Origin of the sequence: Agathobaculum ammoniilyticum (assembly GCF_025567315.1) — a bacterium.
In the GTDB taxonomy this organism is placed as follows: domain Bacteria; phylum Bacillota; class Clostridia; order Oscillospirales; family Butyricicoccaceae; genus Agathobaculum; species Agathobaculum ammoniilyticum.
Map to the genome: position 1 here is coordinate 130,066 of NZ_JAOQJE010000005.1, position 18,464 is coordinate 148,529.

The 18,464-nt window shown below is 55.4% G+C and carries 21 protein-coding genes; 15 read left to right on the plus strand and 6 right to left on the minus strand.

The window, feature by feature from the left end; all coding sequences use genetic code 11:
• The 9 genes from OCV66_RS07315 to OCV66_RS07355 all read left to right on the plus strand — a co-directional run.
• On the plus strand, nt 1-1,251 hold a 1,251-nt coding region (locus OCV66_RS07315; protein WP_407933173.1), incomplete at its 5' end, for a glycine-rich domain-containing protein.
• Nucleotides 1,248-1,481: a hypothetical protein gene (locus tag OCV66_RS07320; protein WP_147574035.1), complete on the plus strand. Its 234-nt coding sequence runs from the start codon at nt 1,248-1,250 to the stop codon at nt 1,479-1,481. The genes OCV66_RS07315 and OCV66_RS07320, both read left to right, overlap by 4 nt.
• Nucleotides 1,478-1,912, plus strand: a complete 435-nt coding sequence (locus OCV66_RS07325; protein WP_147574036.1) for a hypothetical protein — start codon at nt 1,478-1,480, stop codon at nt 1,910-1,912. Before OCV66_RS07320 ends, OCV66_RS07325 begins: the two co-directional genes overlap by 4 nt.
• A 47-nt stretch (nt 1,913-1,959) precedes the next feature.
• Nucleotides 1,960-2,184, plus strand: a complete 225-nt coding sequence (locus OCV66_RS07330; RefSeq protein WP_147574037.1) for a hypothetical protein — start codon at nt 1,960-1,962, stop codon at nt 2,182-2,184.
• 43 nt (nt 2,185-2,227) lie between these two features.
• On the plus strand, nt 2,228-2,470 hold the full coding sequence (locus tag OCV66_RS07335; protein WP_147574038.1) for a hypothetical protein: 243 nt from the start codon (nt 2,228-2,230) through the stop codon (nt 2,468-2,470).
• Nucleotides 2,448-2,717, plus strand: a complete 270-nt coding sequence (locus OCV66_RS07340) for a phage holin (protein WP_147574039.1) — start codon at nt 2,448-2,450, stop codon at nt 2,715-2,717. The genes OCV66_RS07335 and OCV66_RS07340 overlap by 23 nt, the downstream gene beginning before the upstream one ends.
• Nucleotides 2,718-3,130: 413 nt before the next feature.
• Entirely contained in the window at nt 3,131-3,859 is a 729-nt protein-coding gene (locus OCV66_RS07345) for an N-acetylmuramoyl-L-alanine amidase (protein WP_147574040.1), read from the plus strand.
• A gap of 295 nt (nt 3,860-4,154) precedes the next feature.
• Nucleotides 4,155-4,511, plus strand: coding sequence for a helix-turn-helix domain-containing protein (locus OCV66_RS07350; RefSeq protein WP_147574041.1), 357 nt, complete (start codon nt 4,155-4,157; stop codon nt 4,509-4,511).
• Between the two features lie 12 nt (nt 4,512-4,523).
• Complete coding sequence (locus OCV66_RS07355) at nt 4,524-5,045, plus strand: ImmA/IrrE family metallo-endopeptidase (protein WP_147574042.1); 522 nt, start codon at nt 4,524-4,526, stop codon at nt 5,043-5,045.
• 854 nt (nt 5,046-5,899) lie between these two features.
• Here OCV66_RS07355 and OCV66_RS07360 read toward each other — a convergent pair.
• The 5 genes from OCV66_RS07360 to OCV66_RS07380 form a co-directional block, all read right to left on the minus strand.
• Nucleotides 5,900-6,688 (minus strand): tyrosine-type recombinase/integrase, encoded by a 789-nt coding sequence (locus OCV66_RS07360; protein ID WP_147574043.1) that lies wholly within the window; start codon nt 6,686-6,688, stop codon nt 5,900-5,902.
• A 41-nt stretch (nt 6,689-6,729) separates the two neighbouring features.
• A complete protein-coding gene (locus OCV66_RS07365; protein WP_147574044.1) occupies nt 6,730-7,077 on the minus strand; it encodes a hypothetical protein in 348 nt (115 codons plus the stop codon).
• Nucleotides 7,078-7,232: 155 nt separating this feature from the next.
• Nucleotides 7,233-7,451, minus strand: a complete 219-nt coding sequence (locus OCV66_RS07370; RefSeq protein WP_054326434.1) for a helix-turn-helix domain-containing protein — start codon at nt 7,449-7,451, stop codon at nt 7,233-7,235.
• Nucleotides 7,452-8,792, minus strand: a complete 1,341-nt coding sequence (locus OCV66_RS07375) for an FtsK/SpoIIIE domain-containing protein (protein WP_054326435.1) — start codon at nt 8,790-8,792, stop codon at nt 7,452-7,454.
• Nucleotides 8,785-9,405 carry a P-loop NTPase family protein gene (locus tag OCV66_RS07380; protein ID WP_054326436.1) on the minus strand — a complete coding sequence of 207 codons (621 nt, stop codon included), beginning with the start codon at nt 9,403-9,405 and terminating at the stop codon, nt 8,785-8,787. The genes OCV66_RS07375 and OCV66_RS07380 overlap by 8 nt, the downstream gene beginning before the upstream one ends.
• Nucleotides 9,406-9,543: 138 nt before the next feature.
• Here OCV66_RS07380 and OCV66_RS07385 point away from each other — a divergent pair, with 138 nt between their 5' ends.
• Nucleotides 9,544-9,897: a branched-chain amino acid transporter permease gene (locus OCV66_RS07385; RefSeq protein WP_082396847.1), complete on the plus strand. Its 354-nt coding sequence runs from the start codon at nt 9,544-9,546 to the stop codon at nt 9,895-9,897.
• A 205-nt stretch (nt 9,898-10,102) separates the two neighbouring features.
• Here the strand turns inward: OCV66_RS07385 and OCV66_RS07390 are convergent, their stop codons facing one another.
• Complete coding sequence (locus OCV66_RS07390; RefSeq protein ID WP_107631755.1) at nt 10,103-10,348, minus strand: heavy-metal-associated domain-containing protein; 246 nt, start codon at nt 10,346-10,348, stop codon at nt 10,103-10,105.
• A 211-nt stretch (nt 10,349-10,559) separates the two neighbouring features.
• On the opposite strand from OCV66_RS07390, the gene OCV66_RS07395 reads away from it, so the two are divergent.
• The 5 genes from OCV66_RS07395 to OCV66_RS07415 all read left to right on the plus strand — a co-directional run bounded on the left by OCV66_RS07395 (nt 10,560) and on the right by OCV66_RS07415 (nt 18,442).
• Nucleotides 10,560-11,186, plus strand: coding sequence for a TetR/AcrR family transcriptional regulator (locus OCV66_RS07395; protein ID WP_054326437.1), 627 nt, complete (start codon nt 10,560-10,562; stop codon nt 11,184-11,186).
• An 81-nt stretch (nt 11,187-11,267) separates the two neighbouring features.
• Nucleotides 11,268-13,070 (plus strand): ABC transporter ATP-binding protein, encoded by a 1,803-nt coding sequence (locus tag OCV66_RS07400; RefSeq protein ID WP_107631757.1) that lies wholly within the window; start codon nt 11,268-11,270, stop codon nt 13,068-13,070.
• 1 nt (nt 13,071) lies between these two features.
• On the plus strand, nt 13,072-14,814 hold the full coding sequence (locus OCV66_RS07405; protein ID WP_054326438.1) for an ABC transporter ATP-binding protein: 1,743 nt from the start codon (nt 13,072-13,074) through the stop codon (nt 14,812-14,814).
• 478 nt (nt 14,815-15,292) lie between these two features.
• Nucleotides 15,293-17,203 carry an acyl-CoA dehydrogenase family protein gene (locus tag OCV66_RS07410; RefSeq protein ID WP_147574046.1) on the plus strand — a complete coding sequence of 637 codons (1,911 nt, stop codon included), beginning with the start codon at nt 15,293-15,295 and terminating at the stop codon, nt 17,201-17,203.
• Between the two features lie 24 nt (nt 17,204-17,227).
• Complete coding sequence (locus OCV66_RS07415; protein ID WP_054326439.1) at nt 17,228-18,442, plus strand: FprA family A-type flavoprotein; 1,215 nt, start codon at nt 17,228-17,230, stop codon at nt 18,440-18,442.
• The last annotated feature ends 22 nt before the right edge of the window (nt 18,443-18,464 follow it).

Genomic DNA, 18,464 nt, shown 5'->3' on the forward strand with positions numbered 1-18,464 from the left:
GGGAATGTGCTGCCGGATGATGTGTGTAGCCTTCTTGAATTGGAGCATGACCAGGCAGAACCCAAAGATGCGTTTTCTATTTTGGGGCTGATTAACGCGGATATATATGGACGCATCTCTATCACGGTTGTAAATAGTGAAAGTGATCCTATCCCAGGCGTTACATTCATGATTGATACCAATAGCCTGGTTACCGATATAAATGGTACAGCATTTATAGACTTACCGCCTGGTGCGCATACGGCCCGATTTACAGGTGCGCTTGATATATCATTCCCGACTTCAACGCTTGCTGTGCAGGCAGTACGGGGACAAATATCAAAATATACCGTACAGGCAAATACATATTCCGGAAACCAGAGAACAATAACGACATCGGGTACTTACGTCTTTTCAGAAAGCGTACAGGATTTTGACGTATTTGCAGTAGGTGGGGGCGGTAGCGGCGCTGCGATGTGCTATATCGGAAACACGAAATATGTGGATTCTGCAGGGACAGATGGGGGCGCGGGCGGATATACGCAAACACTTTTGAATCAAACCAATTCGGGAGAAGATATCGAGATAACCATTGGCGCTGGTGGAACGGCTGCCAAGGCAAGCCTTCAGGGCGATGATTTTAATGGCGGTGAATTATATGAAACAGCGGCAGGGAATAAAGGTGGAACTACCATTGTAAAAAAGGGAAGCAGCGTGATATTGACTGCAGAGGGAGGCGACGGGGCCGGCGCGCCAAGACATAGCACAAGTGCCTCTGGGGTGCAAGGGGATTGCGCATCCGGCGGCAGTGGTGGAGGCGCTGCGGTTGCACGGCCAAGCAGCAGTTCTAATCCCTCTTATGGAGCGCGTCCAGGCAACGGTGGTACAAATGGAGGAGGGGGAGGAAAATATAATTGGAGTTCCAAGCAATATGAGGAAATGGAAAACAGCGGCCAGCAAAGGGCAACAACTGCATTTGAGGAGAATACAGGCACAGGGTATTCGCCTGGAGGAGGTTCTGCTGTAGCTGCCACAAATTCTTCGACGAGTAGCGTTTCCAATTATTCAGGGAATGGAAATGTAAAAACAGGAGCGACCGGATATTTGAATTGCACTGCAAGTGCGGGAGGTACATATGGTGGTGGCGGTGGTGCGGCACTATGCTTTTCAACGATGGAAGACGACAGTTCATCAGATGCGTATAGCATGAATGCAACGTCCGGAGCAGGTGCGTCTGGTCTGGTAATCTTGCGGTGGAGGTATAAAACATGACATTTGCTGTAATAGAGGACGGAAGATGTGTAAATATCGTGCAGGCGGAAGCGTGGTATGCGAAAATGAAAGGATTTGTTGAGCTTCCGGAACAATACGGGATTGGGGATTTCTACAATAATGGCGAGTGGTGCCATGATAAACCATCCACGATAGAGGAGCGTGTGTCCATGCTCGAAACCGAGGTATATGACATATCATCCGCAATAGAAAGGGGGCTTAACCTGTGACAGAAAGGGCATTGAAAGCGCTCGCCAGCGCGATATTTCTTGCACGCAGGCAGGTAAACACAGCGGATTTGACCGACGACGATCAAAAGATCAGGGTATCCGGCCTGTATGATGACTGGACCTTGGGAAAGTATGCGGTGGGAGATATCCGCAACACGGGCGGCCAGACATGGGAGTGCTTTCAGGCGCACGACAATGCCACCTATCCGGATATCACGCCGGACAGCGCCGCGTGGTTCACGTTCTGGCGGCCGCTGCATGGTAAGACGCCGGAAACCGCGCGGCCGTTTGTACCGGTACAGGGAAGCCATGATATGTACCGCGCGGGCGAGTACATGATCTGGACGGATGGTGCAGCATATAAATGCCTGCAGGATACGAACTTCTCGCCGGAAGATTACCCGCAGGCATGGGAAGAAGTCACCGCCTGATGGCGTGACAATATAAAACACAGGCGAAAGCCGGAAAGGAAAGTATTATGTACAAGAACAACATCTACATCGAAAACTATGAGGAGGTCGCGGCGATGGGCGGCGACATTGGCGTGTGCCTGGACAAGTACGACTACAAGCACGGCCTTAAGCACAACGACCTTGCGCGTGCGCAGTATTGCCACTGGCGTGCAACCGTGACCGGTGTACCGGAGCTGCTGAGCATGCCGTACAAGAACCTGCTGATTGAAAACGGGTTCCTGCAGGGCTGACCAGGAAGGAGGTGACGGGGCGGGTCAAACCGCCCCACCATCTATGCCAATAGAGGTAATCGTGGCGGGCATGAGCCTGATCGGGACGCTGGCGGGTACGTTCGGCGGTATCCTGATATCCTCCAACCTGACGGGCTACCGTATCGAGCAGCTGGAGAAAAAGGTGGCCGAACACAACAAAATCGTCGAGCGCACCTATAAACTGGAGGGGCGCATGCTGGAGGCGGAGCATGATATCCGCGACATGAAAGGGAGTTTTGTCTATGAACTTGAAAGTAAGAATTAAGAATCCCGTGTTTTGGGTGCAGATCATCCTCGGCGCGTTTGCGACGGCGCTGGCCTATGCTGGCCTGACCGCCGCCGACATGACGACCTGGGCGGGCGTGTGGGAGATCATCAAAGGCACGGTGAGCAATCCCTACTGCCTGTTCCTGGTCGCGTGCAATGTCTGGAGCGCGCTCAACGACCCGACCACCAGCGGCGTGACCGACAGCGATCGGGCGAAAACCTATACAGCGCCTTTGCAGAAATAAAAAAAGCCGCCTGATGGCGGCAAATATAGACAAAGGGCGGCATGCGATGGTATAATATGTCGGGTGCTGTCGTTCCCAGCGGCGGGCGGTTATAGCCACTCCCTTGCGAAAGGGGGTGATAGCTTGTGTGGTGGAAACTGTTTCGTTTCACTGTATGCACGGCATGTTTGCTTTACATACTGACCATATATGCGAAATGACCGCCCTACCCTGACAAAGTATGCGGTCATTTCTTGATCACTTAACTTTAAGGGCTAAACCGTCTGCCGGCAGCGCCCCTTTGTATAGATATTATACCACAAGCCCCGCCTGTGTCAAGGCGGGGCGTTTTGTTTGCCCCTGAAAAGGAGGACACGGACAGCAGACCGGTGTGTAGCGTAGTATGCTTTAGATGTAAGGAGGAGAATGACCCTATGAGCAAGAAGAAGGTATTTATCGGTGTCGGCCACGGTGGCAGCGATTCCGGTGCGGTCGGCTACATTGTTGAGAAGGACGTCAACCTGCAGATGGCGCTGACCTGCCGCGATTTCCTGACCGCGTACGGCGTGGATGTGCGCATGAGCCGCACCAAGGACGAGGATGACGACATCAATGAGGAGGTCCGCGAGTGCAACGCCTATAATCCGGATTTGGCGATCGATGTCCACAACAACTCGGGCGGCGGTGACGGCTTCGAGGTCTACCACACGATCTACGGCGGCACGGGCAAGGTACTCGCGCAGAACATTGAAAAGCACGTTAAGGCGATCGGCCAGAACAGCCGCGGAGTCAAGACGCGCGCGGGAAAGAGCGGCGATTACTATGCGTTCATCCGCGAAACGGTCGCACCAGCGGTCATTTGCGAGGGCGTGTTTGTCGATGCCAAGGCGGATGCGGCGCAGGCGGATACGCTGACAGAGCAGCAGGCGTTCGGTGTGGCGTACGCAAAGGGCATCCTAGATACGCTCGGCATCCCGTACGACGAACCGGAAGAGGATCCCGAAGAGCCGGAGCAGCCCGCAGAGGAACCGGCAAAGGAGCACTGGGCGCAGAAGCACTACGACAGCCTGATTGCCAAGGGTGTAGAGATCAACGAGACGAGGTTCGACGACCCGATTACCCGCGGTGAGGCGCTCGCGCTGCTCGATCAGATCGTGAAGTAATCATCAGGGCAGAACAATAAAAGATAAGGTGAGAGCACCGCCGTTCCTGCAATATGGGACGGCTGCTGGCGCTGCAGGTAGGCGGCAATCTTACGGTAAGTTTTAACGGGAGAAGTAAGCCCTGCAGCGCAGAAGTAAGCAAACGAAATCCCCTTCGCGAGCCGGTATTGTGCCGGCATCCGGAGGGGGATTTTGCAATTTACAAAAATGTAAAATAAATTTACAAATAGGTATTGACAGTTCGCAGGATAGGGTGTATGATGATATCATCACAGGGGAGGAGGTGGCGTTGGCCATGTTGACAGAGTTGGGGAAATATCTGCGCAAACTGCGAATTGACAATGGACAGCTTTTGAAAGACATGGCGGACATCTTAGGTATCTCTTCGGCAAACCTGTCTGCGGTGGAAAATGGAAAACGCAAGCCGCAGTACAAGATGATACAAGACATCATTCATCATTATTGTTTGAACGATGAAGAGCAAGATGAATTATGGGACGCCTATGCAATTACTCGAGAGGAAGTTAGCCTGTCGTTGGAAAATGCGACAGATAAACGGCGTGATGTTGGATTAGCATTTGCTCGACAGTTTGATGAGTTGTCAAGCAAGCAGATGGATGATATTTTGAAAATTTTGCACAAAAAGCCCTAGGGGGGATTGCCATTGAGCGAGTTTTTAGTGCCGCCTGCAAGCAAACGGGATATAAAGCGGTTGGCATTAACGATTCGGAAGAAATTTGGATTGGAGCACAATGCTTTATTTCCGGTTGTTGAAATGATTGAGGTCGTTTTACCTGTGTTCGATCCACAATTTAACTTTGAGATAGTTGAAGATTGTGAATGTGGATTGGATGAGGCAAACTACGATCCAAGACATAACCTGATGAGGATTCGACAAAGTGTATATGATGGCGCTTATAACTGCAATGGTCGGGATCGCTTTACGCTTGCACATGAGCTTGGACACTATTTTATGCATCGAGATGTTGACCTTGCCCTGAGTAGAATAATCGATAGACGTTCAGTTCCAGCTTATTGTAATTCAGAGTGGCAGGCCAACACATTTGCATCTGCACTGCTAATGCCAGATCATATCATAAAAGATATGCGACCTGACCAGATCGCGAAGATCTGTGGCACATCATTAAGCGCAGCGGAAATTGCATATAAACAAAAAAAGAAGTAACGTTTGCCGACGTTACTCCTTAGGGATCACAGGTCCGGTTACACCCGACTCTTGCGATTAAATGACAAGACTATAATATCATATATTGTGGTGGAATGCAAGAGGCAATTCCGGGCCGGAAAGGAAGGAATTGCATATGCATACGACCAAAGGTCGAGGCAACGATGGCGAGAAGTATATCTTTCGTCCGTACATCACGCGCAATGGGGTTACCTATTGGGCAAAGTACTATGGGCTGAAAGCGTTTCGCATCCCAGTCGATGATTGATCGATAGGCCTCGGGGAGCAGGGGAGAAACATCTCCCCTGCGAACCCTACTGCATAATGCTTAATGGATAATATGGCAAAAACAATATCTAGCATTCGCGGAAAGCAAAACAAGAAAATTGTTCCGGTCAAATCGTATACGAAAAAAGATGGAACAAAAGTCCATGCGCATCGTCGTTCTACACCCAATTAAGATATAATAATGCTCAGTACATACGATGATGTAAGTATTTAAAGTTAATGCACAACTCCCCTCCGGCTGAAAAGCTGGAGGGGTTAGCTATTGGCCCAAAAGTGACCCGAAATTTTAAAAACTTTAATATGAGAAAGTGGCAAATGTTATTTATTGTTTAATAATTTGCGAAAAAATGCAAAATAATTAGCGTATAAATGTATTTGGATGCTTTCTTTTGCTATTGGAAATCGTGTAGGCGTGATGAGCGTCTCCAGGGTTCAAATCCCTGACTCTCCGCCAGATTACCGCACTTTATCGAAAGATAAAGTGCGGTTTTTGCTGTTTTTTAACGGAAAACACGAATATTTTTAGAGGAATGAAAATTTTGAGTGTAATCCTGAGTGCATCAGGATTATTTTGCTTTTGGCAGGGAAGCAATCAGCGCATCCATCCGTGCCGCGCTGTTCCGCTGCATCTGGTCACTTACATGGGCATAGGTCTTCAGTGTGAACGAGGCGGCGTAATGCCCCAGATTCGTCTGCATTGTCTTGATGTCGTCCCCATTTTCCAGCGAGATCGTCGCAAATGAATGCCGCAGGGAATGGAAGGTATAATTGCCCATGCCGCAGTCCAGCAGGATGCGTTTGAGGTGCTTGTACACGGTGCGCCGATTAAGCGGTTGTCCAAAATCGTTCGTGAACACCAGATGGAAGCTGTTGTCCCAAAGTGCGCCAGCTGCCAGCTGCTGCTCATTCTGCTTTGCCCGTTGATGCCACAAGACCCGCATGGCGTTCTGCGCGAGGATCACCTTGCGCTGCTTGCCTTCCTTGGGCGGCGCGAGGAAGTAGCCGAAATCGCCCTTGACCTGCTTCTGATGCAGCTGCTGGCGGACATAGATGCAATCGTGGTCGAAATCAACATCCTCCCAGCGCAGGCCAAGAATCTCGGACAGGCGCAGGCCGGAGAAAATGTCGATAAAGAAAATGTTGCGGAACTGCTTGCCGTCGATTGCCCGCAGGAACTGGTTGAGCTTAGCGGTCGTGATCGCGCGTACCTGATGCTGAGTCACACGCGGCAGTGAGCAGCGCTCGGATACATTACGGAGTAACAGCTCGTCGCGGATGGCGGATTCCAGCATGTTGTGCAGGATGCCGTGGATGTTGCGGACGGTTTTGGCGGACTGCTTCTTTTTGACCGACAAGGATGTGACGAACTGCTCTACCTGCCGGTGGGTCAGATCGGTTAGCTTGACCTTGCCGAGCGCGGGAAGAATATGGTTTTCCCCAGAATCTTCTGATAGGTCACCTGCGTGCTATGCGCCAGATTGACTGCACAGATTGAGAAGTATTCCTGCGCGTAAGTCGCAATGGTGATCTGGTTCGGTTCCTGATAGGTGCCGCGGTCAATGTTTGCGGTTGCGTCACGCAGCTTGGTGGCAACCTCTTTCTGTGTTTTGCCGTAGACGGAATGACGGAGCAGCTTGCCCGTAATGGGATCGCGGCCGGACACATATTGTCCCTGCCAGCGGCCGTCTTTCCGCTTGTATATCGTGCCGCTGCCGGCTTCGCGTTTTTTACTTTTGCGTGCCATAGTTGCTGGATGCTCCTTTCCGGCACATACAATTTAGGTGCTTCTATTATATCACAGGCTGCGAGGATTGGGCGCTGCTTGCGGTACAAAAATGGGGCTGCCCATTGCAGGGCAGCCCCGCCTTATCGTGTGCCAATGTGGGTTTGTGTGTAGGCTTAACAGCCGCTTTCTGGGAACAGGTACGGCGGCTGGTAGCCGTGGGTGGTTTTGCCCTGCGCGTCCAGCCATTCGGTGAGTTTGTCCTGTTTGACGAGCAGTAGTTTGCCGATGCGGAAGGACGGGAAATCTGCGCGGTGCATCAGGTTATAGGCCGCGCTGCGGCTAATGCCGAGCAGCAGCGCCAGCTCCGGCGCGTTATAGGTCAGTTTATCCATTCAAAACATCTTCTTTGTGTCGTCGAACCAGTAGGCTTGAAATACTGTGCCGTCACCTGTGAGGAAACGGCCTTGGGCGTCGTGCAGAATCTTGTCGCTGGCATCCGTGTTGTCCAGAATGATCGAGGAAAGCACATGATCTGCGCGTCCGCAGATGCGGTAACCGATGTTGTTCTTGATTTGGCCGGAAAGGATATTGGCATCCGGTCGCTGGGTGGAGAGGAACAGGTGAATGCCGAACGCACGCCCTTGTCGGGCGATGGTAGACAGCCGGTTTTCTATGCGGGCGACCTGTTCCTTTTCCTCTTTGGTCAGGCCGGTCTTGTCCAGAATTTCGGCGACCTCGTCTACTGCGAATACGATCCGATCCATTGGAATCGGCTCATGCCGGTTGTAGTCGTAGATGTCTCGGCGCTCGACTTTGCCAAGTATATCCTTGCGCTGTTCCAGCTTTTCGGTCACGTCATCCAGATAGCAAAGCAGCGTCTCGCGGTCGAGAATCAGTTTGCAGTTTGGATGCTTGCGCCATGGGCTGCCAAAGTCCACACCGCCCTTGAAGTCCGCGATCGTAACCTGTATATTGGGCTGCTTGAGGCATTGCATCAGCATCAGCTTGAGTAGCACAGACTTACCCGAACCCGTGCCGCCGCCCAGCAGCACATGCGGGATGAGGTTGAGGTCGAGCGTCACCGGCCCGAGCAGACTTTCGCCGAGCACTAACTTGCAGGCGGGAAACGCATCTCGTAGATAGGCGTCTTTCCACGGCAGCAGCTTGGGCAGCTCGTCCGTGGCGGGAACGGTGTACAGCTGGATGCGACGCTTGCCGTCGCTTTCGCGGATGTCTGCAATGTGGATGTTCAGCGCGGTTTCAATATCGGCGCGCTTGTCCTCCCATACGGACTTGGGAACGCCGCAGGCCAGAAACTCGAGAACGGTCATGCGGCTGTGCATATCGTCCGATTCCTCTGTTCGGACGGCAACCAGCAACGGTGTTTCACCTGCGTGGTTGACCAGTCCGATACGCTGCAAATTGTTCTGGATGCTTTTCGCCTTGGAAGGCGTACCCGCCCACAGAATGAGCACAGCCAGACCGCCGAACACGAGAAACGGAAAGCAAAGGCTGAACGCGATCCGGCTGACTGCATCGAAAATATCTGGTCCGCTGTACGCAAGATCCCACGGGCGGATGATGCTGAACAGAAGCACGGTGAGCAGATAGAGCACCAATACCTTCAGACGGTACTGGTCTGTCCAGATCTCCTTGAGGCCAGTTTGAAACAGAAGCAGCAGATACCTGCGCTGCGTTTCCTGTTCCAGCAGATTGCGTTTTCGGTTATCCATCTTCCAGCATCCACCTCCATTCGCTGATGGGTCGGGTGATTGGTGCGCCGTTCTCGCGGTACTCGGTGAAGGTGCGGATGCGGCGCAGAAAGGCTTTCCATGTTTCAGGGTGATACTGCTGCACCGCTTGATATTGGCGGCCGAGCGGCAGGTTCGAGGTGATATATACCTTGGTGTAGCACGCGACTTTGTCGCTGTACCGGGCGGGCAGCATGAGCGGGTAAATGTCCAGCAGGTTGAGCATTTCTTCGATGGGGATTTGCGACGCAAATTCCTCAAATACGATCACGTCCTGTCCGTGGTAATCGTCGAAAGAAACGCCGCGTCCGTTCCGGTAGTTGGTCACGCGGTAGATGTCGCGCGGATCGTGCCGCCGATAAATGCCGCTTGTTTTGCCGGTACCGGTCGCACCATAAAGATATTGCGTTTCCACGATGCGGTTCTGCTCGGCATATTTCTCGGACAGCAGCGTCTGCCGTAGCATGTCGATTTCCTTCACCCGGAACGCCAGCTTGGGATTTTCACGGATGATCTGCGAAGTTGTCTTTCCGGCGGCAATGTCTTCAAGCAGAGTGGTCATCTCGGGGGCTTTCTCGCTCTGCGGCAGCGGCATGTGCCCAAACTCTTCAAAGCTATCTGGCACAACCGTTTCGGCTTTTTCGGTATCCGACCATTTGCCGCCTTTTTGAATATAATCGCGGTTTTCCTGCGCGCTTCCGTATGTTTATTATATAATTTCAAGAGGGGTGCCATGAGGGAACGCAATATCGTTTTAAACGCGCTAAAATGTGTATTCCCATATACCATCCCGATTTTTGCGGGATTTTGGTTTTGGGGATTGGCCTACGGCATCTACATGAACGTTTCGGGGTTCAGCTTTGTATATCCGATGGTCATGAGCCTGCTGGTTTTTGCCGGATCGGTAGAGCTTGTGGTGGTTTACTGCCTTAGAGATGTCTCTGTCTTTGGCGGGAACCACGGTTTGCCGGAGCTGATTGCGGCGGCTGTGGTTGTGGGATTGCACCTTTGGAAAAAGCAGATGCTTCTCTCCCTCACGGGCGGGACCGTCTGCTATATGCTGCTTGTGCAGATGGTTTTTAAGTGATTTTCGAGTAAAACATACCGATAGCGGTTGATTCTAACGCCTGGATGGGCTGTGTAGTCGTCTGTCCGCTTGTTTTTGTGGTTTTTCCGCAAGGCGCTTGAAAGGGACCTGACCCAAAAAGGTGAGACACGATGGAAGAGAACGTACGTATTTTAATTGGTATAGGGGATATTCCACGGCCTGGCATAATCCTCATATATTGCGTTTAGCCGAACAGGCCCCGTTTTTTGTAGGGCTCTTTGCGGATTTCGCCCGCCTCATAACCCGTAGAGCAGATAGCGTTCCGCAGGGCTTGCTCGTCCAGTTCTTCCGGGGTGAGGATTTCCGTTTCTCCCTTGCTGTGAGAGGAACGCACTTTTTTTACGGGGCAGGCTTTGCGGACCGCATCGTTGACATGGGCCTCGCACATCCCGCACATCATCCCACTGACCTGTACCGTGTATTTCCACATATGGATGTCCTCCTCTTTATAATTGGTTAGCGTCAACTAACCAAAGGATACTATAAATTTGTCCGGAATGCAAGCACCAGTTGAGTCGCATATCGCTTCCCGTCGACTTTTTGGCCGGTGCGCCAAAAATATGGTTTTCCGGTTGACAAATGCAAAGCCGCGTAGTACAATAACGATGTTATATAACAGTGTTATTGTGAGGTGCAGCTAAATGGAAGAGGGAGCCACCACCACATTGGAGAACATCGAACAGGCCGCGCTGGCTGAATTTCTGGACAAGGGGTTTCAGGGCGCTTCGCTGCGGCAGATTGTCAAGAACGCCGGCGTGACCACCGGCGCCTTTTACGGTTACTTTTCCAGCAAGGAGGCACTGTTCGCTTCGATCGTGGAGCCGCACGCTGCCGCCCTGATGGGCCGGTTCATGGAGGCGCAGCTTTCCTTTGCCGAGTTGCCTGAGACCGAGCAGCCGGCGCATGTGGGGAAGGAATCCGGCGCCTATCTCACCTGGATGGTGGACTACATCTGCCAGCATCGGGAGCCGGTAAAGCTGCTGCTGTGCGGGGCGGAAGGCACCAGCTATGAGAACTTTGTCCATAACATGGTGGAGGTGGAGGTCGAGGCAACCCTCGAGTATATCGAGGTTCTGCGCCGCGCGGGGCAGGAGGTTCCGCCGTTGGATCGCTCCCTGTGCCATATCATTGCCAGCGGCATGTTCAACAGCATTTTTGAGGTAGTGGTCCACGATATGCCGCACGACCAGGCGCTGCGGGATGTGCAGCAGCTGCGGGCGTTTTACACCGGCGGATGGGAGCGTCTGTTTGAGCTTTCGTTTGGTTGAACACAGTAGGGAATGCGGCATCGTATTCCCTGTTGTTTTGACATAAAGTTAGCAAAAGCTAACCAAAAGGAGGTTATTTAGATGAAAAACAAAAAGAAGAGCGATCTGGCCATCCTGCTAGACTATGCGGGCAGCCGAAAGGGGCTGACCTTTCTGGGGCTGGCACTGTCGGCTGTATCCATGCTACTGAGCATGGCGCCGTACATCTGCATCTGGCTGGCCGCCCGCGATCTGATCGCCGCCGCACCGGACTGGACGCGGGCGCAAAACGTTACCCGCTGGGGCTGGCTGGCGTTTGCCTTTGCGGTGGGCGGCATCGTCCTGTATTTTGCGGGGCTGATGTGTACCCACCTGGCGGCGTTTCGCACCGCGGCCAACATCCGCAAGCGGGGCATGGCCCATATGATGAAAGCGCCGCTGGGCTTTTTCGACGCCAATGCGTCCGGTCTGATCCGCGGCCGGCTGGATGCGGCGGCGGCCGATACCGAAACGCTGCTGGCGCACAACCTGGCGGATATCATCGGAACGATCGTCCTGTTTGTGAGCATGCTGGCGCTGATGGTCGCCTTTGATTGGCGGATGGGAGCCGCCTGCCTGCTGGCCGCGGTGATCTCAGTGATCGCCATGTTTTCCATGATGGGCGGCAAAAACGCCAAAATTATGGCGGAGTATCAGGCCGCGCTGGACCGTATCAGCAAGGCGGGTACTGAGTATGTGCGCGGCATTCCGGTGGTCAAGATATTCCAGCAGACGGTCTATTCGTTCAAGGCTTTCCAGCAGGCGATCGAGGATTACAGCACCAAGGCCGAGTACTACCAGGCGGATGTGTGCCGAGTACCCCAGTCCGTAAACCTGACCTTCACCGAGGGCGCGTTCGTGTTTTTGGTACCCGCGGCGCTGTTCCTCGCGCCCAGCGCGCTGGCCGCAGGCAGTCTGGCCGGTTTTATCACCAATTTTGCCTTTTACGCGGTGTTTTCGGCTATCATCTCCACCGCGCTGGCCAAGATCATGTTTGCCGCCTCGGGGATGATGCTGGCGAGCGCTGCGCTGAGCCGTATCGATAAGGTCATGTGCGCCCCCAGCCTGCAGTCGCCACAGCATCCGCGGACGCCCTGCGGCAGTCGGGTGGCGTTTCGGGACGTCAGCTTTACCTATGATGGTGCGGAAACGCCCGCGCTGTCCCATGTTTCCTTCACAGTGGAGCCAGGGCAGACGGTCGCGCTGGTTGGTCCTTCGGGCGGGGGCAAGACCACAGCCGCCAGCCTGATCCCCCGCTTCTGGGATGCGTCGTCGGGCGTGGTGGAGGTCGGCGGTGTGGACGTGCGGCAGATTGACCCGCACACGTTGATGGAGCAGGTCGCGTTCGTTTTCCAGAACAGCCGCCTGTTTAAGACCTCCATTCTGGAAAATGTCCGCGCCGCCCGTCCGGAAGCCGCGCGGGAACAGGTGGAAGCCGCGCTTGCGGCAGCGCAATGCGGAGATATTCTGCAAAAGCTGCCGAACGGGCTGGATACCCGAATCGGTTCGGACGGGACCTATCTTTCGGGCGGCGAGGCCCAGCGCATTGCGCTGGCAAGGGCGATCCTGAAGGATGCGCCCATCGTGGTGCTGGATGAGGCCACCGCCTTTGCCGATCCCGAAAACGAGGTGCGGATCCAGAAGGCCCTCACCGCGCTGACCAGGGACCGGACCGTCATCATGATCGCCCATCGCCTGTCCACCGTCGTGGGGGCGGATAAGATCATTGTGCTGGAGGAAGGGCGCATCGCGGAGCAAGGCACGCATGAGGAGCTGGTCGCCGCCACGGGGCTGTACGCCAGAATGTGGGCGGACTATAACACGGCGGTCCAGTGGAAGATCACCAGCGAAAGGGAGGCAGAGTAACATGTTTGGCAAAAAGTTTCAGCGCAAATACGCCCTGACCGCTCAAGGTGTGCAAACTGTCAAAAAAGGCACCTTCTGGACGGTCATCGTCAACCTGATCGTTCTGGGAGGCATCAGCATCTTGTACCTGCTGATGGACGGCTTTATGGGGGCGCTGACCGAGGGGGAGCCGCTGCCCAACGCGGCGCTTTTCATCACGGGGGTGCTGCTGTTCCTCCTACTGTCCTTTGCGACCCATTTGCAGCAGTATCGCGCCACCTACGGCCTAGTGTACAACGAGGTCAAGGCCACCCGCCTCAGTCTGGCGGAGCGCCTGCGCAAGCTTCCGTTGGGCTATTTCGGCAAGCGGGATCTGGCCGACCTGACCGAGACCCTTATGGGGGACGTGAACCGCATGGAGCACGTCTGGTCGCATGTGCTGGGGTATCTGTACGGCGCGTACATCTCCACAGGGGTCGCGGCCGTATGCCTGTTTGTATATGACTGGCGGCTGGCGGCCGCCTGCCTGTGGGGGGTGCCGGCGGCGTTTGGCCTGCTGTTCGGCAGCCGCAGGCTCGCGGGACGCAGCGCCGAGCGGACGAAAAAAGCCGCCGTCCGCGTGGCGGATGGGATGCAGGAGGCGCTGGAGAACATCCGCGAGATCCGCGCCGCCAACCAGCAGGCGCGTTACCTCGCAGAATTGGGGCAGAAGATCGACGAACATGAGCGGGTCACGATCCGCGGCGAATTATCCACCGGCCTTTTGGTGAACGCGGCCAGCGTGATTATGCGCCTTGGTGTGGCGACGACCATCCTCGTGGGCGCGGAGCTGATTCTCTCCGGCCGCATCGACTTTATGCTGCTGTTCCTGTTCCTGCTGGTCATCACCCGCATCTATGCGCCGTTCGACCAGAGCTTGGCGCTGATCGCGGAGATGTTCGTTTCCCAGGTCTCCGCCGACCGCATGATGGAGATTCAGGACATGCCCGTGGCAGAAGGTGCGGCGGCGTTTCAGCCCAACGGACACGACATTGTATTCGAGCATGTGGAGTTTGCCTACGACGAGAAAAAGGTGCTGCACGACGTGTGCTTTACAGCAAAAGAGGGCGAGGTGACCGCGCTGGTGGGTCCCTCCGGCTCGGGCAAGAGCACCTGCGCACGGCTGGCTGCCCGTTTGTGGGACGCTGCCGAGGGCGCAGTCAAGGTGGGCGGCGTGGATATCGCCACCGTGGAGCCGGAGGTGCTGCTAACGGATTACTCGATGGTGTTTCAGGACGTGGTGCTGTTCGACGATACGGTGCTGGAAAATATCCGTCTCGGCCGGCGCGGTGCGACCGATAAGGAGGTGCTGGCCGCAGCCAGAGCCGCCAACTGCGATGAATTCGTCCGCAAAATGCCGAACGGATACCATACCCCCATCGGGGAGAACGGCGCCCGTCTATCGGGCGGCGAGCGGCAGCGCATCTCGATCGCCCGGGCGCTGCTCAAGGACGCGCCCATCGTGCTGCTGGACGAGGCGACCGCCAGCCTGGACGTGGAAAACGAAACCAGGGTGCAGGGGGCGCTCTCCCGCCTGCTGGCCGGCAAGACCGTGCTGGTCATCGCCCACCGGATGCGCACCGTGGCCGGAGCCGACCATATCGTGGTGCTGGAAAACGGCCGCGTGGCGCAGCAGGGCTCGCCCGCGCAGCTGATGGCCGAGGGAGGCCTGTACCGGCGCATGGTGGAGCTGCAGCAGGAAAGCGCACAGTGGCGGCTCGCCTGAGCCGACCGGCTTTTTCCGGCACTAGGCGCTGGCGCAGGACCAGTCGAAAGACGCTTACCATTTCTCGGTGGGAATCCAGTGCGAGCGGGACGTCTCATCCATGCCGCTGCTGATAAAAGGCGCGGAGCGGAAAAGGTATGTCGAAAAAAAGAATATTACGAAAAACACGACCGGAGAAAAAAACCGGAAATGTAAGAGGGCAAACGGTCGATAAGGCTCCCAGCTTCTGGAACGGCAGTGGGGAGCAAGTTTTTGCCCGTAAAACGAATGGGACTGCGGGCGGGAGCCACAAATGCTAAAACACACATAAAAAGTATATTTTGTTTGGATATATTGCGCATATGATTGGATAGAAACGCAAAAAGAAGGCATTTGATTCGTACAAAAGTGGCATTGCAAGAAAAAATATGAAAATGGTATACTATATGCATAACAAAACATTTGCAACACAAGAAGGATCAAATAAGGAGGTTTCCCCATGTTGTTCCATACCACTGACGCGCATGAAAAGCTGCGCGCTGAGATCCGCGCTTTCGCGGAAAAAGAGGTCAAGCCGCAGGCCTTCCTCATGGACAAGGAGAATGAATTTCCGGCAGAAGCCGTCCGGAAAATGGGCAAGCTCGGATATATGGGGTTGCCTTATCCCAAGGAATACGGCGGCGCCGGACAGGATGTGCTGAGCTACGCAATCGCGGTTGAGGAACTGTCGCGCGTGGACGGCGGCACGGGCGTTATCCTGTCCGCCCATGTGTCGCTCGGCTCGTGGCCGATCTTCGCATTCGGCACCGAGGAGCAGAAGCAGAAATATCTGGTTCCGCTGGCAAAGGGCGAAAAGATCGCCGCGTTCGGCCTGACCGAACCGAATGCCGGTTCTGACGCAGGCGGCACCGAGACGACCGCGATCGATAAGGGCGACCATTATCTGCTCAACGGCGGCAAGATCTTCATCACTAACGCGCCCAAGGCGGATACCTATGTGGTGTTCGCGGTCACCACGCCGGATATCGGTACCCGCGGCATTTCGGCCTTTATCGTCGAAAAGGGGTGGGAAGGCTTTAGCTTTGGCGACCATTATGACAAAATGGGCATCCGCTCCTCGTCCACCGCAGAGCTGATCTTCAACGATGTGAAAGTACCCAAGGAGAACCTGCTCGGCAAGGAGGGGCAGGGCTTCAAGATTGCGATGGCGACGCTGGATGGTGGGCGCATCGGCATCGCATCGCAGGCGCTTGGCATCGCGCAGGGCGCGTATGAAGCGGCGGTGGATTACGCCAAGGAGCGCGTGCAGTTCGGCAAGCCGATCGGCTTCCAGCAGGCGATCTCGTTCAAGATCGCGGATATGGCGACCAAGCTGCGCTGCGCGCGGATGCTGGTCTACTCCGCGGCTGAACTGAAGGAAGCGCACGAGCCGTATGCGATGGAGGCAGCGATGGCCAAGATGTATGCGTCCGACATCTCGCTCGAGGTCACCAACGACGCGCTGCAGATCTTCGGCGGCACGGGCTTCCTCAAGGGCATGGATGTGGAACGCATGTACCGCGACGCCAAGATCACCACCATCTATGAAGGCACCAACGAGATCCAGCGCGTCGTGATCGCGTCCAACATCCTGGGCAGGCCGCCCAAGAGCGAGGGCGGCACCTCCAGCCGGCCCAAGAAGCCCGCGCCGGTCACGGGCGTGCGCAAGCACAACATACTCAAGGAAGGCTCGCCGGAAGAGAAGGTGGCGGCGCTGGTGGCGGCGCTGCAGAAGGACGGACACGACTTCACCGTCGGCATTTCAATCGATACTCCGATCACGCAGGCGGAGCGTGTGGTCTCCGCCGGACAGGGCATTGGCAGCAGGGAGAACATGAAGCTGGTCGAGGATCTGGCGCGCGCCGCGGGCGCGGCGGTCGGCTCCTCACGCCCAGTGGCGGAGACGCTCAAATATGTACCGCTGGACCGCTATGTCGGCATGTCCGGCCAGAAATTCAAGGGCAACCTGTATATTGCCTGCGGTATCTCGGGCGCGATCCAGCACCTTAAGGGTATCAAGGATGCCTCGACCATTGTAGCAATCAACAAGAACGGCAATGCGCCGATCTTCAAAAACTGCGACTACGGTATCGTGGGCGATGTCAACGAGATCCTGCCGCTGCTGACCGCTGCGCTCGATACCGGCGAAAAGCAACCCGCCCCGCCCATGGTCAAAATGAAACGCCCGCCTGTACCCAAGCCCGAGCCGATTGGCAAGCGCTATGTCTGCGGCGGCTGCGGCTACGAATACGTCCCCGAACTGGGCGACGAGGACGCGGAGGTCGCCCCCGGTACGCTGTTCGAAAAGCTGCCCGAGGAATGGGTGTGTCCGGAGTGCGGCGAAGGCAAGGATATGTTCATTGAAGCCTGACTGGAAGAATAAGGAGGAGAATATATGTACTGCGTGCGCAATGTAACGGACGATCTCTACTGGGTCGGTGCGAACGATCATCGTCTCGCCCTGTTTGAAAACATCTTTCCCATCCCGCGCGGCGTGTCCTACAACGCCTACCTGCTGCTGGATGAGAAGACCGTGCTGTTCGACACGGTAGACTGGTCGGCCTGCCGCCAGCTCCTTGAAAACGTGGAGCATCTGCTGGACGGGCGGACACTGGATTACCTGGTCGTCAACCACATGGAACCAGACCACGGCGCTTCTGTCGAGGAGATCCTGCTCCGCTATCCGTCGGTCAAGGTGATCTCGACCGAAAAGGCGTTCATGTTCATGCGCCAGTTCGGCTTTGACATCGACGGCCATGAGCTGATCGAGGTCAAGGAAGGTGACACCCAGAGCTTCGGCAGGCATGTTGTGACCTTTGTCGCGGCGCCCATGGTGCATTGGCCCGAGGCCATGGTCACCTTTGACACCACAAACGGCGTGCTGTTCTCGGCGGATGCGTTCGGCTCGTTCGGCGCACTGGACGGCAAGCTGTTCGCGGACGAGGTCAACTTCGACCGCGACTGGATCGACGACGCCCGCCGCTACCTGACCAACATCGTGGGAAAATACGGCCCGCATGTCCAGATGCTGCTCAAAAAGGCGGCGGGCATCCTGGATCAGATCAAATTCATCTGCCCGCTGCACGGTCCGGTCTGGCGCAAGGACCTGATGTACTTTATCGACAAGTACGACCACTGGAGCCGCTACGAGCCGGAGGAAAAGGGCGTCATGATCGCTTACGCCTCGATGTACGGCAATACGGAAGCCGCGGCGCAGGCGCTGGCAGGCAAGCTGTGTGAAAAGGGCGTGAGCAACGTCTGGCTGTACGATGTATCCAACACCCATGTTTCACAGCTGATTTCCGAAACCTTCCGGCTGAGCCATATCGTGCTGGCCTCTGTGACCTATAATCTTGGTATCTATCCGGTCATGCACAACTACCTGATGGATATGAAGGCGCTTAACCTGCAGAACCGCACCTTTGCGATCATCGAAAACGGTTCGTGGGCGGTCAAGTCGGGCGACCTGATGCAGAAATTCATCGATGAGGAACTCAAGAATATGACCGTGCTCAACGAGCGGCTGTCCATGGCCTCCGCGCTGCTGCCGGATAAAGCGGCGGAGCTGGGTGCCCTTGCGGATGCCATCGTGGAATCCGTCAATCAGTAAACGGGACGTGTGCCGCGGCCCA

What these genes read in the sequence shown, in the direction of transcription:
- OCV66_RS07320 (WP_147574035.1), top strand. Translation starts at nt 1,248, where the DNA reads ATGACATTTGCTGTAATAGAGGACGGAAGATGTGTAAATATCGTGCAG.
- OCV66_RS07330 (WP_147574037.1), top strand. Translation starts at nt 1,960, where the DNA reads ATGTACAAGAACAACATCTACATCGAAAACTATGAGGAGGTCGCGGCG.
- OCV66_RS07335 (WP_147574038.1), top strand. Translation starts at nt 2,228, where the DNA reads ATGCCAATAGAGGTAATCGTGGCGGGCATGAGCCTGATCGGGACGCTG.
- OCV66_RS07340 (WP_147574039.1), top strand. Translation starts at nt 2,448, where the DNA reads ATGAACTTGAAAGTAAGAATTAAGAATCCCGTGTTTTGGGTGCAGATC.
- OCV66_RS07345 (WP_147574040.1), top strand. Translation starts at nt 3,131, where the DNA reads ATGAGCAAGAAGAAGGTATTTATCGGTGTCGGCCACGGTGGCAGCGAT.
- OCV66_RS07350 (WP_147574041.1), top strand. Translation starts at nt 4,155, where the DNA reads ATGTTGACAGAGTTGGGGAAATATCTGCGCAAACTGCGAATTGACAAT.
- OCV66_RS07365 (WP_147574044.1), bottom strand. Translation starts at nt 7,077, where the DNA reads ATGGCACGCAAAAGTAAAAAACGCGAAGCCGGCAGCGGCACGATATAC.
- OCV66_RS07370 (WP_054326434.1), bottom strand. Translation starts at nt 7,451, where the DNA reads ATGGATAAACTGACCTATAACGCGCCGGAGCTGGCGCTGCTGCTCGGC.
- OCV66_RS07375 (WP_054326435.1), bottom strand. Translation starts at nt 8,792, where the DNA reads ATGGATAACCGAAAACGCAATCTGCTGGAACAGGAAACGCAGCGCAGG.
- OCV66_RS07380 (WP_054326436.1), bottom strand. Translation starts at nt 9,405, where the DNA reads ATGCCGCTGCCGCAGAGCGAGAAAGCCCCCGAGATGACCACTCTGCTT.
- OCV66_RS07385 (WP_082396847.1), top strand. Translation starts at nt 9,544, where the DNA reads ATGAGGGAACGCAATATCGTTTTAAACGCGCTAAAATGTGTATTCCCA.
- OCV66_RS07390 (WP_107631755.1), bottom strand. Translation starts at nt 10,348, where the DNA reads ATGTGGAAATACACGGTACAGGTCAGTGGGATGATGTGCGGGATGTGC.
- OCV66_RS07395 (WP_054326437.1), top strand. Translation starts at nt 10,560, where the DNA reads ATGGAAGAGGGAGCCACCACCACATTGGAGAACATCGAACAGGCCGCG.
- OCV66_RS07400 (WP_107631757.1), top strand. Translation starts at nt 11,268, where the DNA reads ATGAAAAACAAAAAGAAGAGCGATCTGGCCATCCTGCTAGACTATGCG.
- OCV66_RS07405 (WP_054326438.1), top strand. Translation starts at nt 13,072, where the DNA reads ATGTTTGGCAAAAAGTTTCAGCGCAAATACGCCCTGACCGCTCAAGGT.
- OCV66_RS07410 (WP_147574046.1), top strand. Translation starts at nt 15,293, where the DNA reads ATGTTGTTCCATACCACTGACGCGCATGAAAAGCTGCGCGCTGAGATC.
- OCV66_RS07415 (WP_054326439.1), top strand. Translation starts at nt 17,228, where the DNA reads ATGTACTGCGTGCGCAATGTAACGGACGATCTCTACTGGGTCGGTGCG.